The sequence below is a fragment of the Geodermatophilus maliterrae genome, assembly GCF_041018925.1.
In the GTDB taxonomy this organism is placed as follows: Bacteria; Actinomycetota; Actinomycetes; order Mycobacteriales; family Geodermatophilaceae; genus Geodermatophilus; species Geodermatophilus maliterrae.
The window spans coordinates 1-13,428 of record NZ_JBFNXQ010000125.1 but is presented as its reverse complement, the minus strand read 5'-3'; the positions used below and the strand labels follow the sequence as shown (position 1 = coordinate 13,428).

Annotated in this window: 16 protein-coding genes and 1 pseudogene; 9 read left to right on the top strand and 8 right to left on the bottom strand. The window is 76.0% G+C overall.

What is annotated here, in order from left to right; genetic code table 11:
- Window positions 1-193 (top strand): annotated as a pseudogene (locus tag ABQ292_RS23885) (hypothetical protein); the annotation flags it as partial.
- Here ABQ292_RS23885 and arfB read toward each other — a convergent pair.
- Together arfB and ABQ292_RS23875 are read right to left on the bottom strand one after the other, a co-directional pair.
- Window positions 190-630 (bottom strand): alternative ribosome rescue aminoacyl-tRNA hydrolase ArfB, encoded by a 441-nt coding sequence (gene arfB / locus ABQ292_RS23880; protein ID WP_369210205.1) that lies wholly within the window; start codon window positions 628-630, stop codon window positions 190-192. The pseudogene ABQ292_RS23885 and the gene arfB sit on opposite strands and share 4 nt — an antisense overlap.
- Before the next feature lie 14 nt (window positions 631-644).
- Window positions 645-1,310, bottom strand: coding sequence for a winged helix-turn-helix transcriptional regulator (locus ABQ292_RS23875; protein WP_369210204.1), 666 nt, complete (start codon window positions 1,308-1,310; stop codon window positions 645-647).
- 84 nt (window positions 1,311-1,394) lie between these two features.
- Between ABQ292_RS23875 and ABQ292_RS23870 the strand changes: the two genes are divergently transcribed.
- A complete protein-coding gene (locus ABQ292_RS23870; protein WP_369210203.1) occupies window positions 1,395-1,976 on the top strand; it encodes a dihydrofolate reductase family protein in 582 nt (193 codons plus the stop codon).
- A gap of 6 nt (window positions 1,977-1,982) precedes the next feature.
- Here ABQ292_RS23870 and yidD read toward each other — a convergent pair whose 3' ends face one another.
- Window positions 1,983-2,492: a membrane protein insertion efficiency factor YidD gene (gene yidD / locus ABQ292_RS23865; RefSeq protein ID WP_369210202.1), complete on the bottom strand. Its 510-nt coding sequence runs from the start codon at window positions 2,490-2,492 to the stop codon at window positions 1,983-1,985.
- A gap of 49 nt (window positions 2,493-2,541) precedes the next feature.
- Here yidD and mmuM point away from each other — a divergent pair, with 49 nt between their 5' ends.
- The 3 genes from mmuM (at window position 2,542) to ABQ292_RS23850 (ending at window position 5,540) form a co-directional block, all read left to right on the top strand.
- A complete protein-coding gene (gene mmuM / locus ABQ292_RS23860) occupies window positions 2,542-3,495 on the top strand; it encodes a homocysteine S-methyltransferase (protein ID WP_369210201.1) in 954 nt (317 codons plus the stop codon).
- Between the two features lie 163 nt (window positions 3,496-3,658).
- On the top strand, window positions 3,659-4,993 hold the full coding sequence (locus ABQ292_RS23855; protein WP_369210200.1) for an LbetaH domain-containing protein: 1,335 nt from the start codon (window positions 3,659-3,661) through the stop codon (window positions 4,991-4,993).
- 1 nt (window position 4,994) lies between these two features.
- Window positions 4,995-5,540, top strand: a complete 546-nt coding sequence (locus tag ABQ292_RS23850) for a hypothetical protein (protein ID WP_369210199.1) — start codon at window positions 4,995-4,997, stop codon at window positions 5,538-5,540.
- A gap of 110 nt (window positions 5,541-5,650) precedes the next feature.
- On the opposite strand, the gene ABQ292_RS23845 is transcribed toward ABQ292_RS23850, so the two are convergent.
- Together ABQ292_RS23845 and ABQ292_RS23840 are read right to left on the bottom strand one after the other, a co-directional pair.
- Window positions 5,651-6,508, bottom strand: a complete 858-nt coding sequence (locus tag ABQ292_RS23845) for an SDR family oxidoreductase (protein ID WP_369210198.1) — start codon at window positions 6,506-6,508, stop codon at window positions 5,651-5,653.
- Between the two features lie 126 nt (window positions 6,509-6,634).
- The gene (locus ABQ292_RS23840; RefSeq protein WP_369210197.1) at window positions 6,635-6,763 is read right to left on the bottom strand and encodes a hypothetical protein; all 129 of its coding nucleotides are present in this window, start codon (window positions 6,761-6,763) and stop codon (window positions 6,635-6,637) included.
- A gap of 156 nt (window positions 6,764-6,919) precedes the next feature.
- Here ABQ292_RS23840 and ABQ292_RS23835 point away from each other — a divergent pair, with 156 nt between their 5' ends.
- Window positions 6,920-9,487: a DEAD/DEAH box helicase gene (locus ABQ292_RS23835; RefSeq protein WP_369210196.1), complete on the top strand. Its 2,568-nt coding sequence runs from the start codon at window positions 6,920-6,922 to the stop codon at window positions 9,485-9,487.
- Window positions 9,488-9,526: 39 nt separating this feature from the next.
- Here the strand turns inward: ABQ292_RS23835 and ABQ292_RS23830 are convergent, their stop codons facing one another.
- Window positions 9,527-10,183 (bottom strand): arginase family protein, encoded by a 657-nt coding sequence (locus ABQ292_RS23830; RefSeq protein ID WP_369210195.1) that lies wholly within the window; start codon window positions 10,181-10,183, stop codon window positions 9,527-9,529.
- A gap of 43 nt (window positions 10,184-10,226) precedes the next feature.
- Entirely contained in the window at window positions 10,227-10,412 is a 186-nt protein-coding gene (locus tag ABQ292_RS23825) for a hypothetical protein (RefSeq protein ID WP_369210194.1), read from the bottom strand.
- 84 nt (window positions 10,413-10,496) lie between these two features.
- Here ABQ292_RS23825 and ABQ292_RS23820 point away from each other — a divergent pair, with 84 nt between their 5' ends.
- From ABQ292_RS23820 to ABQ292_RS23810, 3 genes are all read left to right on the top strand, one after another.
- Complete coding sequence (locus ABQ292_RS23820) at window positions 10,497-11,279, top strand: sulfite exporter TauE/SafE family protein (RefSeq protein WP_369210193.1); 783 nt, start codon at window positions 10,497-10,499, stop codon at window positions 11,277-11,279.
- Window positions 11,276-12,040, top strand: a complete 765-nt coding sequence (locus ABQ292_RS23815) for a sulfite exporter TauE/SafE family protein (RefSeq protein ID WP_369210192.1) — start codon at window positions 11,276-11,278, stop codon at window positions 12,038-12,040. The genes ABQ292_RS23820 and ABQ292_RS23815 overlap by 4 nt, the downstream gene beginning before the upstream one ends.
- 95 nt (window positions 12,041-12,135) lie before the next feature.
- Entirely contained in the window at window positions 12,136-12,879 is a 744-nt protein-coding gene (locus tag ABQ292_RS23810) for a hypothetical protein (RefSeq protein ID WP_369210191.1), read from the top strand.
- Window positions 12,880-12,892: 13 nt separating this feature from the next.
- On the opposite strand, the gene ABQ292_RS23805 is transcribed toward ABQ292_RS23810, so the two are convergent.
- Window positions 12,893-13,428: hypothetical protein (locus ABQ292_RS23805; RefSeq protein WP_369210190.1), on the bottom strand; the 536-nt coding region annotated here is incomplete at its 5' end.

The window sequence follows — 13,428 nt, the reverse complement described above, 5'->3', positions numbered from 1 at the left end:
GGTGCTGGCGCCGGTGCTGCGCCGCTGTGACACCGACGGCGTGCCCGCGGCGCTGGTCGCGCCGGCCTGGGCGGTCGTGCGCTTCACCCGCGGCCTGGGTTTCGAGGTGGTGCAGGCGACCCGCTCGGCCGACGGCCAGCTGCCGCTGTGGGTGGTCGTGCGGCCGCCCGGCGTGCCGATGCCGGAGCTCTAGTCCCAGCTGCCGCGGCGGCGCTTGAGCTCGCCGCGGCGCTTCTTGGCCGCGATCCGCCGCTCCTGCGAGCCCCGCGTCGGCTTGGTGCGGCGCCGGGCCGGCGCCGGTGGGGCCAGCGCGGCGCGCAGCACCGCGGCCAGCCGCTCGCGAGCGGCCTGCCGGTTGCGCAGCTGCTGGCGGTGCTCACTGGCCGCCACCGTCAGGACGCCGTCGACCAGTCGGGACCCCAGCCGCTCGGCCAGCCGGGCCCGCTGGGCGTCGGTCAGCCCGGGCAGGGCCAGCGGCGGAACGGAGAGCTCGACCCGCGAGTCGGCGGTGTTCACGCCCTGCCCGCCGGGCCCGGACGAGCGGGAGAACCGCCACGCCAGCGCGGTGGCGGGCACGACGAGGGAGCCGGTGACCGGGAGGTCACCGGCGGCGTCGTCGGCGGCGGGCACGGCCCCAGTGTCGCTCAGGCCGGGACCGGCGGGACGACGGCGGCCAGCAGCCGACGCACCGCCGCGCCGTCGCCCTCGACCCGCACCGCGCCGTCGTCGAGCGCCGCGTCCAGCGACCGGCGGCCGAAGGCGACCGCGCGCAGCACCGCCGGCGGCCCGGCGAGGACGGCGTCCGGGGACCCCGCCGTCCCCCGGACGGCGCTCAGCCGCCCACCGTCGACGGTGAGCGCGACCCGGTCGGGGCCGGCCGGGTCCTCCACGCGCAGCTCCAGCCGCGCCGACCAGCCGGCCAGCCGCGCCGGGTCGGCGGTGGTGCGCAGCGCGAGCACGAAGGCGTCGGTGCTGAGGTCCCCGGCCGACCTCTGCACCGTCCGCGAGCCCCAGCGGCCCAGGGCGACGAGCACGTCCTCGAGGTCGTCCCCGCGAGGCGTGAGCTCGTAGACCCGGCCGCCGCCCGGCGGTCCGGCGGTCGACCGGCGCACGATGCCGGCCGTCTCGAGGTCGCGCAGCCGCTGGCTGAGCACGGTCGGGCTGCTGCCGGGCAGGCCGCGGGCGAGTTCGGTGTAGCGCTTGGGGCCGAGCAGCAGCTCTCGGACGACGAGCAGCGCCCAGCGCTCCCCCACCACGTCGAGGGCGCGGGCCACCCCGCAGGGGTCGTCGTAGCTGCGCCGGTCGGACACGCGGCCGAGCCTACCCCCTTGCGCTACGACTCCCGTAGTGACTACTACTTCTTCCGTAGCAACCCGTCGAGGCGAGGAGTTCCCGTGGCCACCATCACCGCAGTCGAGAACGTCAGCCTGGACGGCGTCGCGCAGGGCCCGGCCGGTCCGGACGAGGACACCCGCGGCGGCTTCGACCGCGGCGGCTGGTTCGCCCCCTACCCCGACGCCGTCCTCGGCGAGGTCATGGGCCGGGGCATGCAGGCCGACGGCGGCATGCTGCTCGGCCGCCGCACCTACGAGAGCCTGCGCGCCGCCTGGGCCGGGACCACCGACAACCCCTTCGGCCCGGTGCTGGACGCCAAGCCGAAGTACGTCGTCTCCCGCGACCCCGGCTACGCCGCCGGCTGGGCCAACTCCACGCTGCTCGCCGGCGACGCCGCGACGACGGTGGCCGAGCTCAAGGCCACGACCGACCTCGACCTCACCGTGCTGGGCAGCCCCGACCTGCTGGCCACGCTGCTGCCGGCCGGGCTGGTCGAGGAGCTGGTGCTGGCCGTCGCGCCGGTGGTGGTGGGCGCCGGCCGCACCCTCTTCCCGCCCGGCGCGCAGCTGCGGTGGGAGCTGGTCGAGTCCGTGCCCACCACCACCGGTGTCCTGGTCAACCGGTACCGGCCGGCCCGCTGAGCGGGGTCAGGCCGCGGCGGGCACCGGGTCGGCACCGCCGGCCGCGCCCGGCCGGCAGCGGAGCAGCCGGCGCAGGGCCAGCCAGCCGCCCCGCCGGGCACCGTGCTGCTCGACGGCTTCCACGGCGTAGGCCGAGCAGGTCGGGGTGAACGAGCAGCACGGCGGCCGCTCCGGGCTGACCTCGCGCTGGTAGACGCGGACGGCGGCGACCATCCGCTCGGCCACCCGCGCGCCGCGCGTCCCGGTGCCGGCGGCGTGCACGTGCCGCACCGTCGTCGGCACGAGGAACAGCCCGTCCACGCCGCAGCCGATGGCGTTGGCCAGGCAGCAGCCGGTGTTGAGGAACAGCAGGTCGCGCAGGCAGCCGCCGTCGCGGTCGTCGCGGCGGTGCCGCCGGTACCCGTAGCCCGGCGGCGGGAGGTACTGGCGGCCGTACCCGTACCGCAGGCCGGGGCGAGGGCCGTACCCGCGGCGGCGGCGGCGCGGCCTCCAGTTGCTGCTCCAGATGAACACCACGCCGTGGATCCTGCGGGCCCGGCGGTGCGCCCGCAGGACGGCCGGGAGGATGGACGGCGTGCTGACGACCCTCGCCGACGCCCTCGCCGCCGGTCCCGTCGTCCTCGACGGCGGGCTGTCCACCGAGCTGGAGGCCCGCGGGCACGACGTGTCCTCGGCGCTGTGGTCGGCCCGGCTGCTGCGGGACGAGCCCGACGCCGTCGTGGCCGCGCACGCCGCCTTCGCCGCCGCCGGAGCCCAGGTGGCGACGACGGCGAGCTACCAGGCCACCGTCGAGGGCTTCGGCGCCGCCGGGGTCGACCGGGACGAGGCGCTGGCGCTGGTGGCCCGCTCGGTGGAGCTGGCACGGCGGGGCGCCCCCGGCGGCTGGGTGGCCGGATCTGTCGGGCCCTACGGCGCGGCGCTCGCCGACGGCTCGGAGTACACCGGCGCCTACACCGACCCCGGCTGGACGGGACGCGCCGGCGGCGGCCTCACGGTCGCCGAGCTGCGGGCCTTCCACCGGCCGCGGATGGCCACGCTGGCCGAGGCCGGCGCCGACGTCCTGGCCTGCGAGACGGTGCCCGCCGCCGCGGAGGCCGCGGCGCTGCTGGCCGAGGCCGAGGTGCTCGGCGTCCCGGTGTGGCTGTCGCTGACCACCGTCGTCGACGAGGCGGGGGTCGCGCGCACCCGGCGCGGCGAGCCGGCCGCCGACGTGTTCGCCATGGCCCGCGGCGTCGGGGCCGTGGTGGCCGTCGGCGTCAACTGCACCGACCCGGCGCGGGTGGGCCCGGCGCTGGCCGCCGCCGCGGCGGCCGGGACGCCCCTGGTGGCCTACCCGAACAGCGGCGAGGGCTGGGACGCCGACGGCCGGCGCTGGACGGGGACCGGTGGGGTCGACCCCGCCGCCGTCCGGGGATGGACGACGGCCGGGGCGCGGTTGGTCGGTGGCTGCTGCCGCGTCGGGCCGGCCGGCATCGCCGCGCTCGCCCGCACGGTCGAGGAACCGGGTCGGGCGACGTGACCTGGACCACCACGGCCTCTGACAGCGCGTCACCGCCACGCGCGGTCCGGCCGGCTCCGCAGGCCCTGCTGTTCGCCCGAACGGGTGACGCCCCGGCACGCTCCCGCAGGACGAGCGTCGCACACCCGCGCGCGTCCCCCGCGAGGAAAGGACGGCCGCTCCGATGCGCAGAACGATCCTCACGACCGCCGCCGCCACCGTCATGGCACTGGGCCCGCTGACACCGTCGTCCGCCGCGGCGGACAACGGTCCTCCGGGCGACCCGGCGGGTGGCGACCCGGTGGAGGCCGAGGGCTGCTCCCCCTCGGGGGCCGACGTCCCCGTCTGCCCGGCCGACGCCCCGGCGGAGACCGCCAGCTTCCTGGACCCGTCGGCCGAGGTCGTCGGTGGCGGGCACGTGACGCTGGCCGAGCAGGTCTACATCGGCCCCTTCGCCCAGCTGGTCGCCTCGGAGGAGGCGCCGATCTCCGTGGGCCCGGAGACCAACATCCAGGACAACGTCGCCGTCATCGCGTCGCGCGAGCTGGTCGAGGGTCCGCAGGACGGCGGGGCGGAGGCTGCCGAGGGCGGGATCGAGATCGCCGAGCGCGTCATCCTCGCGCACGGCTCCTCGGTGATCGGCCCGGCCCGGATCGGCGTGGACGGCAGCGACATCCCGGCCGACCCCGACGACGACCAGGAGGTCTTCCTCTCGTTCGGCAGCCAGGTCGACGGCGCCGTCCTCGAGCGGAACACCGGCATCTCGGCGCTGGGCCGGGTCGGCCCCGGGATCACCCTGCACAGTGGCCGGCTGGTCCTGCCGGGCAAGGACGTCACCACGCAGGCCGAGGCCGACGACCCGGCGCTGGGCAAGGTGCGCCTGATCAACGAGGCCGACGTCGCCTTCAACGAGGCCGTCATCGAGGTCAACATCGCCTTCGCGCACGAGTACACCGAGCTGTACCGCGAGGACCCCGACGCCCTCTACGGCGTGAACCTCGACCCCGGCGGCACGGAGTTCAACCCCGAGCGCGACCTGCCGGACTTCGCCGGTGAGGACCTGGCCGTGCCGGGCCACCGCAACCGGGTCATCGGCGAGGTCGACTTCGCCGATCCCTTCAGCCACTTCGACGACGTCGCCGGTGACGACATCTCGCTGCGCGCCGACGAGGGCGAGGACTTCTCCGTCGGCCACGTCGAGGGCATGGGCGACGACGTGATCTTCCACGCGCTGGAGGACACCGACCTCGTCGTCGGCGACGACGTGACCTACGGCGCGGGCGTCATCGCCCACGGCGGTGGCCGTGTCGTGGTCGCCGGCCAGCCCGAGGAGCCGACCGTCATCGAGGACGGCGTGACCCTCGAGGACGAGGCCGTCGTCTTCCGCAGCACCATCGGTGAAGGGGCCACGATCGGCGAGCGCAGCGCCGTGGTCGGCACCGACCTGGCGCCGGGCACGGTCGTCCCCGACCGCGTGATCATCCTCAACGGCGAGGAGTTCGGCAGCGTCGAGTGGTGACGTGCGACTGACCCCCGAGCGCCCGGCGGGCGTCGCGGCCGCGTTCCTCACGCTGGCCGTGGCGCTCGCCGGGTGCACGTCCACGGCGACCTCGTCGGGGACGGCCTCCCCGAACACCTCCCCGAGCACCTCCCCGACCACCTCGTCGGCACCGGCCGAGCCCTCCGTGGCCGGCGAGCCGGTGCGCCTGGTGTCGGCGACGCTCGAGGACGCCGTCGTCCCCGCAGAGGACGGGCGGATCAGCTGGACCACCACCTGGCGGGCCTGCTTCGCCCCGGCGGAAGGCTCCGCGACCCCAGTGGCCCGCTGGGAGGCGCGGCTGGTCACACCGGAAGGGGCCTCACCGGAGCTCGAGGTGCTCCCGGACGGGTGCGTCGACCTCGAGGTCGCCACCGGCGTGAACCCGGCCGACCAGGGGCTGTTCAACCGCGAGATCCAGCTCTCCGACGCCGCGGGCCTGACCTACCACGTGCGGGCGGTCGGCGAGGACGGCACGGCCACCCCGTGGACCGACCCGGTGCGGGTCACCTCGCAGACCCCGGCCTGACCGGGGCACGCCTCGCGGGGATCAGGGGACCTGATCGTCGCGCGTCCTCCCTGATCGTGCACCGCCGGGGAGGACGCGCTGGGATCAGGTTCCCTGATCATCGCGGCACCTCAGAGGATCGGGTTGCCCCCGGTGACGGCGACCCGCGCGCCGGAGACGTAGGAGGCCTCGTCGCTGGCCAGCAGCACGTAGACCGGCGCGAGCTCGGCCGGCTGCGCTGCCCGGCCCATCGGCACCTGCTGACCGAAGCTGGCCACCTTCTCCTCGGGCATGGTCGCGGGGATCAGCGGCGTCCACACCGGGCCGGGCGCGACGCTGTTGGCCCGGATGCCCTTCTCCGCGTACATCTGCGCGAGGCTGGCGGTGAAGTTGGCGATGCCGGCCTTGGTCATCGCGTACGGCGCCAGGCTGGGGCTCGGCATGTCGGAGTTCACCGACGAGGAGTTGATGATCGACCCACCCGAGGGCATGTGCGGGATGGCGTCCTTGCAGAGGGTGAACATCGCCGTCAGGTTGGTGGCGACGGTGTGGTCCCACTCCTCGTCCGGGACCTCCTCCAGCGTGTCGTGCGACATCTGGAAGGCGGCGTTGTTCACCAGGACGTCGACCTTGCCGAACTCCTCGACCGCCTTGGGGATGATCGTCTTCGCGTGCGCCCGGTCGGAGATGTCCCCGGGGACCAGGACGCACTTCCGGCCGGCCTCGCGCACGTACTTCGCGGTGTCCTCGGCGTCCTCGTGCTCGGACAGGTAGGAGATCAGGACGTCGGCGCCCTCGCGGGCGAAGGCGATCGCGACGGCGCGGCCGATGCCGCTGTCGCCGCCGGTGACGACGGCGGCCTTGCCGGTCAGCTTCCCGGAGCCGCGGTAGGTCTCCTCCCCGTGGTCGGGCTTGGGGTCCATCTCCCCCAGCGTCCCGGGCGGGGTCTGCTGCTGCTCGGGCTGGGACTCGGGGCGGGGTGACGACACGGGCTCTCCTCAGGTCGGGTGCGCGCGGCGGCAGGGGGTGTTCTCCCCCCGTGCCGCGTCGCCGTCCCGCCTACCCGGCTCCCTCTCTGCGGAACCGGCCCGACCGCCGGCATCGGGACGGTCGGGTCAGGCCGCCCGCGGGGCCTGCGGCGCCTCGGCCACCGTGGGCAGGGCCCAGCGCATCTCCATGTGCCGGCGACCGTCCCGGTCGACGACGGGGATCCAGCGGACCAGCGGACGTTCCTCGACGCGCATCGTGCAGCCACCTCTCGTTCACCTGCCGTTCACCTTGCACTGTAGGTCGGCAGGTGGCCTCCCTCACCGGAGGGGTCGTGACCGGATCGTGACCGGAGCCGTCCCGGTGTCCCGGCGGCGGGAAGGTCGCGCGGGTCGGGCACGCTGGACCGCACGATGACCGCGACCGCGCCCCTGCCCCTGCTCGACGACCCCGGCGACCTCTCCGCGCTGCGGGCCGGCGGTGCCGACCCCGACGAGCTGTTCACGTCCTTCGCCGCGTGGGCCGCCGACGGCGGCACGCCGCTGTACCCGGCGCAGGAGGAGGCACTGATCGAGCTGGTCAGCGGCGCGAACGTCGTCCTGGCGACGCCGACCGGCTCGGGCAAGTCGCTGGTGGCCACCGGCGCGCAGTACGCCGCACTGGCCGGCGGCCGGCGCAGCTTCTACACCGCCCCGATCAAGGCCCTGGTCAGCGAGAAGTTCTTCGCGCTGTGCGGCGTCTTCGGCGCGGCCAACGTCGGCATGCTCACCGGGGACGCCAGCGTCAACGCCGGCGCCCCCGTCATCGCCTGCACGGCGGAGGTGCTGGCCAACGTCGCGCTGCGCGAGGGCGCCGACGCCGACATCGGCCTGGTCGTCATGGACGAGTTCCACTTCTACGGCGACCCCGACCGCGGGTGGGCCTGGCAGGTGCCGCTGCTGGAGCTGCCCAGGGCACAGTTCCTGCTGATGAGCGCCACCCTCGGCGACACGTCCTGGCTGCGCGAGGACCTCTCCCGCCGCACCGGCCGGCCCACCGCGCTGGTCGCCTCCGCGCAGCGCCCGGTACCGCTGCACCACTACTACGCGACGACGCCGGCGCACGAGACCATCCAGGAGCTGCTCGACACCCGGCAGGCGCCGGTCTACGTCGTCCACTTCACCCAGGCCGCGGCGCTGGAGCGGGCGCAGGCGCTGATGAGCGTCAACGTGTGCAGCAAGGAGGAGAAGGCGGCGATCGCCGAGACCATCGGCGGGTTCCGGTTCTCCTCGGCCTTCGGGACGACGCTGTCGCGGCTGGTGCGCCACGGGATCGGCGTCCACCACGCCGGGATGCTGCCCAAGTACCGCCGGCTGGTCGAGCAGCTGGCGCAGGCCGGGCTGCTCAAGGTCATCTGCGGCACCGACACCCTGGGCGTCGGCATCAACGTGCCGATCCGCACCGTCGCGTTCTCCGCGCTGTCGAAGTACGACGGCTCGCGCACCCGGCTGCTCAACGCCCGCGAGTTCCACCAGATCGCCGGGCGGGCCGGCCGCGCGGGCTACGACACGGCGGGCACCGTCGTCGTCCAGGCGCCCGAGCACGAGGTGGAGAACCTCCGGCAGTTCGCCAAGGTCGCCGACGACCCGAAGAAGCGCCGCAAGCTGGTCCGCAAGAAGGCGCCCGAGGGCATGGTGCCGTGGTCGGAGGCGACCATGAAGCGCCTGGTCGACGCCGAGCCCGAGTCGCTGACCAGCCACTTCCACGTCACCACCGGCATGGTGCTCAACGTCGTCGCCCGGCCCGGTGACCCGTTCGCCGCCATGCGGCACCTGCTCACCGACAACCACGAGCCCCGCAAGCGCCAGCTCAGGCACGTCCGCGAGGCGATCGGCATCGCCCGGTCGCTGCTGCAGGCCGGCGTCCTGGAGCGCCTCGAGGAGCCCGAGCCCGACGGACGGCGGCACCGCCTGACGGTCGACCTGCCGCCGGACTTCGCGCTCAACCAGCCGCTGTCGACGTTCGCGCTGGCCGCGATCGACCTGCTCGACCCGGCCTCGTCCGCCCAGGATCCGCATCAGTTCGCCCTCGACGTCGTCAGCGTCCTGGAGGCCACCCTCGACGACCCGCGGCAGGTGCTCGCCGCGCAGCTGAACAAGGCGCGCGGGGAGGCCGTGGCACAGATGAAGGCCGAGGGCATCGAGTACGACGAGCGGATCGAGCTGCTCGAGGACGTCACCTACCCGAAGCCGCTGGCGGAGCTGCTCGAGCACGCCTTCGCCGTCTACGTGCAGAGCAACCCCTGGGCCGCCGACGCGCACCTGTCCCCCAAGTCGATCGTCCGCGAGATGTGGGAGCGGGCGATGACGTTCAAGGAGTTCGTCGCCACCTACGGTCTGACCCGCGCGGAGGGCGCCGTCCTGCGCTACCTCTCCGACGCGGTCAAGGCACTGCGCAACGGGGTGCCCACCGCCGCGCGCACCGACGAGGTCACCGACCTGGTCGAGTGGCTCGGCGAGCTGGTGCGGCAGGTCGACTCCTCGCTGCTCGACGAGTGGGAGCAGCTGACCAGCCCGGACTCACCGCTGGACGAGCCGGTCGCCGTCCCGGCCCGGCCGCGGCCGCTCACCGGCAACGAGCGGGCGTTCACCGCGATGGTGCGCAACGCGCTGTTCCAGCGCGTGCAGCTGTGGGCCCGCCGCCGCTGGTACGACCTGGGCGAGCTCGACGCCGGCTCGGGCTGGGACGCCGAGCGCTGGGGCGAGGTGGTCCGGGCCTACTTCGACGAGCACGACGAGGTGGGCACCGGCGCCGACGCCCGCGGCCCGGCGCTGCTCGTCTGGGACAGGGGCACGCCCGGCGTCTGGCGGGTGCGGCAGGTCCTCGACGACCCGGCCGGCGACCACGACTGGGGCATCGACGCCGAGGTCGACCTGGCGGCGTCCGACGAGGAGGGCGCGGTCGTGCTGCGCGTGCACGGCGTCGGCCGCAAGGACTCCTGACCCGGCGGCACCGGCCCGACGGCGGACCGGTGGAGCGGGTCACGGCGCTCGACCGACCGGCGCGGCCCGGGCGGCGACCTGCTCCAGTAGGTCCAGGGCCGTGGCCCGCAGCCGCCCGACCGGGTCGTGGGCGGGGTCGTAGGAGGCCAGGGTCGCGGAGACGACCGGGAGCCGGGCCGCGGTCCGCTCGAGCAGGTCGAGCACCTCGCCGACCGTGAGACCGCCGGGCGCGGCGTAGTCGTTGGCCGGGGCGATCGACGGGTCGTACACGTCCAGGTCGACGTGCCAGTGCACGACGTCGACCCGGCCCACCAGACCGTCGAGTGCGGCCTCGACCGCTGCGGCGTCCCGCACCTGCGCCGGGCGCAGCCAGGTGACGTCCGACGCGCGCAGGGTCCGCTGCTGGGCCGGCGTGAGGTCGCGGGCACCGGCCAGGACCACGTCGCGCTCGGACAGCGGCGCGAAGCCGGGGATGCCGGCGGCCAGCGCGGTCCAGCAGCGGCCGACGGCGATGGCCAGGCCCTGACCGTCGAGGAAGCCCCCGGTGTCCTCCTCGGGGGTGTTGAAGTCACCGTGAGCGTCCAGCCACAGCAGCCCGACGCGCCGGCCGGAGGCACGCAGGCCCGCGAGGACACCGAGCGTGGTGTTGCAGTTGCCCGACAGCAGCACGGGCACCGTCCCGGGTGTCCCGGCCACGGCCTCGGCGACGAGCCGGGACAGCGCGAACGCGGTCGTCAGCTCAGCGCCAGCCGCCGGACGGCTCCAGAGCCTGCTCGGTGACCGGGTGCCCGCGCCCGCGCAGCCGGTCGGCGGCCCCGGCTGCCGACAGCGCCGTCGGCCCCGCGCCCGTGCGGACGCCGGCGTGGCCGGAGTCGAAGGGGACGCGCAGGAGGCGGATGGGCGGCCGCGCGGTCGACGGGTCCACGCCGCCGATCCCACCACGGTCGCCGTCCCGGCCCCGTGCACCTGGCGTGAGGAGCGGCGTGCCACGCTCGACGGCGATGACCGCATGACCGTGCTGGAGATGCTCGCGGTCGCCGCTGCGGGGCTGGCCGCGGGCTCGATCAACGCCGTCGTCGGCTCGGGGACGCTGGTGACCTTCCCGGTGCTGCTGGCCACCGGCCTGCCACCGGTGACCGCCACGGTGACCAACACGCTGGGCCTGGTGCCGGGCAGCGTCAGCGGCGCGGTGGGCTACCGGCGGGAGCTGGCCGGGCAGCGCGGCCTGGTGCTGCGGCTGCTGCCGGCCTCGGCGCTCGGCGCGCTCAGCGGCGCGGTCCTGCTGCTGCACCTGCCCGCCGCGGCGTTCGAGGCGGTCGTGCCCGCGCTGGTCGGGCTGGCCGTCGTGCTGGTCGCCGTCCAGCCGCTGCTCTCGCGCCGGCTGGCCGCCCGCCGCACCGCGGCCGGCACGTCGGCGCCCCGGCCGCGCGGGTGGCGGCTGACCGGCCTGGTCGGCGCCGCCTACGCCACCGGCACCTACGGCGGCTACTTCGCTGCCAGCCAGGGCGTGCTGCAGATCGGCCTGTTCGGGCTGCTGCTCGCCGAGCCGCTGCAGCGGCTCAACGCGATCAAGAACGTGCTGACGTCGACGGTCAACGCGGTCGCCGCGCTCGCCTACGTCGTCGTCGCCACCGACCGGGTCGACTGGACCGCGGCCGCGCTGGTGGCCGCGGGCTCGGTGGTGGGGGGCACGGTCGGCGCCCGCTACGGCCGGCGGCTGCCCGCGGCCGTGCTGCGGACGGCGATCGTCGTGCTCGGCTGCGTCGCCATCGGCGTGCTGGTGACCCGGTGAGCACGCTCGAGTGGGGCCTGCTCGTCCTCGCCGGCGTGGGCGCGGGGCTGGCCGGCAGCGTCGCCGGGCTCGCCTCGCTGGTCAGCTACCCGGCGCTGCTGGCCACCGGTCTGCCACCGGTGACGGCGAACGTGACCAACACGGTGTCCCTGGTGCTCACCAGCGTCGGCTCGATCAGCGCCTCCCGGCCGGAGCTGGCCGGGCAGGGCCGGCGGCTGGCCCCGCTGGTGGCCGCAGGCGTCCTCGGCGGGGCGGCGGGCGCCGCGCTGCTCCTGCTCACCCCGGCCGCGGCCTTCGAGCGGGTGGTGCCGTGGCTGATCGGCGGGGCGGCGCTGGCCATCCTCCTGCAGCGCCCGCCGGCCGAGCTGGCCGCCGAGGGCCGGCGTCCGCGCGGGCGGCGCGACCCGTGGTGGCTGGCGCCGGGCATCGCCGTGGTGGCCGTCTACGGCGGCTACTTCGGCGCCGCGGCCGGCGTCCTCCTCCTGGCCCTCGTGCTGCTGGGCACCGGCGAGGGCCTGCCGCGCGGCAACGCGGTCAAGAACGTCGTCCTCGGCACCGCCAACGCGGTGGCCGCGGTCGGCTTCGCAGTGCTGTCCCCGGTGGCCTGGAGCGCGGCCCTGCCGCTGGCGCTGGGCTGTCTCGTCGGGGGCCGGCTGGGCCCCCGGGTGGTCCGCCGGGCGCCGCAGACGGCACTGCGCCGGCTCATCGCCCTGGCCGGACTCGGGCTCGCCGTCGTGCTGGCCGTGCAGGCCTACGCCTGACCCGGTGTGGTGCTCGCGGGCGCAAAGGGCCAGGCTGTTGCCCTGTCCGTCACCGGACGAGCAGCGGGACGACGACGGGACGAGGGAAGGCGACGGTGGAGACGAGCGATGCAGCGGGACGGTTCCTCGAGGCGCTGCGCGAGCCCGCGCCGCCGGGTGAGGACGGTCCCGAGATGGTGCCCTCCCGGCTGTCCCGGGCCTGCGCGCACGCGGTCGGGGTGGACGGCGCCGCGCTGAGCATCCACGAGGGAGCCGGGCTGCGGACGCCGATCGGCGCCAGCGACCACGACACCGCGCACGCCGAGCAGCTGCAGTTCACCGCCGGTGACGGTCCCTGCCTGCGCGCGCACGACACCGGCAGCGCCATCGTCTTCGACCTCGACGACATCGCCCGCAACTGGCCCGACCTGCACGGCTCGCTGCTCGGCGAGACGCCCTACCGCGCGGTCTTCTCGGTGCCGCTGGCGCCGCCCCTGGGCCCCACGGTGATCGTCGACCTCTACGCCCGTGAGCTCGACACGCTGACCCAGGTCCCGCGCGACGACGTCGAGGCGGTCGTGGTCACGCTGACCGAGGAGCTGGTGCGCGCCTCCGGAGCGGTGCCGTCCGACGACGGCGCCGCCCGGTGGTGGGACTCCCCCGCCGCCCGGCGCCGCAGCCGGGTGTGGCAGGCCACCGGCGTCGCGACGGTCGCGCTCGGCATGGACGTCGTCAACACCCTCGCCGTGCTGCGCGCGCACGCCTTCGCCACCGGCCGGGTGGTCGACGACGTCGCCGACGACATCGTCACCGGCCGGCTCGACCCCGCCGACCTGCGCGAGGACGCCCGCGGGCAGTGAGCGCTCGCGCGGCTCAGCGGCCGACGTAGGCGGCGAGGAAGAGCACGAAGGCGCTGCTGCCCAGCAGCAGCCGGGCCGGGGTGAGCCCGTTGATCAGCCCCGCGGTGGCCTCCACCCAGGCCGGCCGGATGCTCGCCTCGCGGGCGCCCCGGCGCACCAGCCGCACCTCGTCGGCCAGCAGCGCGGCGGCCGCGCCGAGCATGGTCAGCCCGATGACGAGGAAGACCAGCGCCAGTCCCTCGCCGAAGGCGTCGGCGCGCCCGGCCAGCAGCAGGACGGCGACCAGCCCGGCGACCAGCCCGAGGAACGCCCCGGCGGCCGGCGCCCAGGGGCCCATCCGCGTGAGCGGGTCGCGGCGGCGGGGACGCGGAGCCGGCGGGCGGGCGGTCACCGGTCCGGTCGCGTGCGGACCGGCCTCGCCCGGGGCGAGCGGGGCGTCCGCGGGCACCGGCGGGACGGGCGCGCCCTGGGGACCGGGCGTCGCCGGCTGGACGACGGTGGCCGGCCGGGGCGCGGACGACGGGCCGGGCGCCGGGCCGGGCGCCGGGC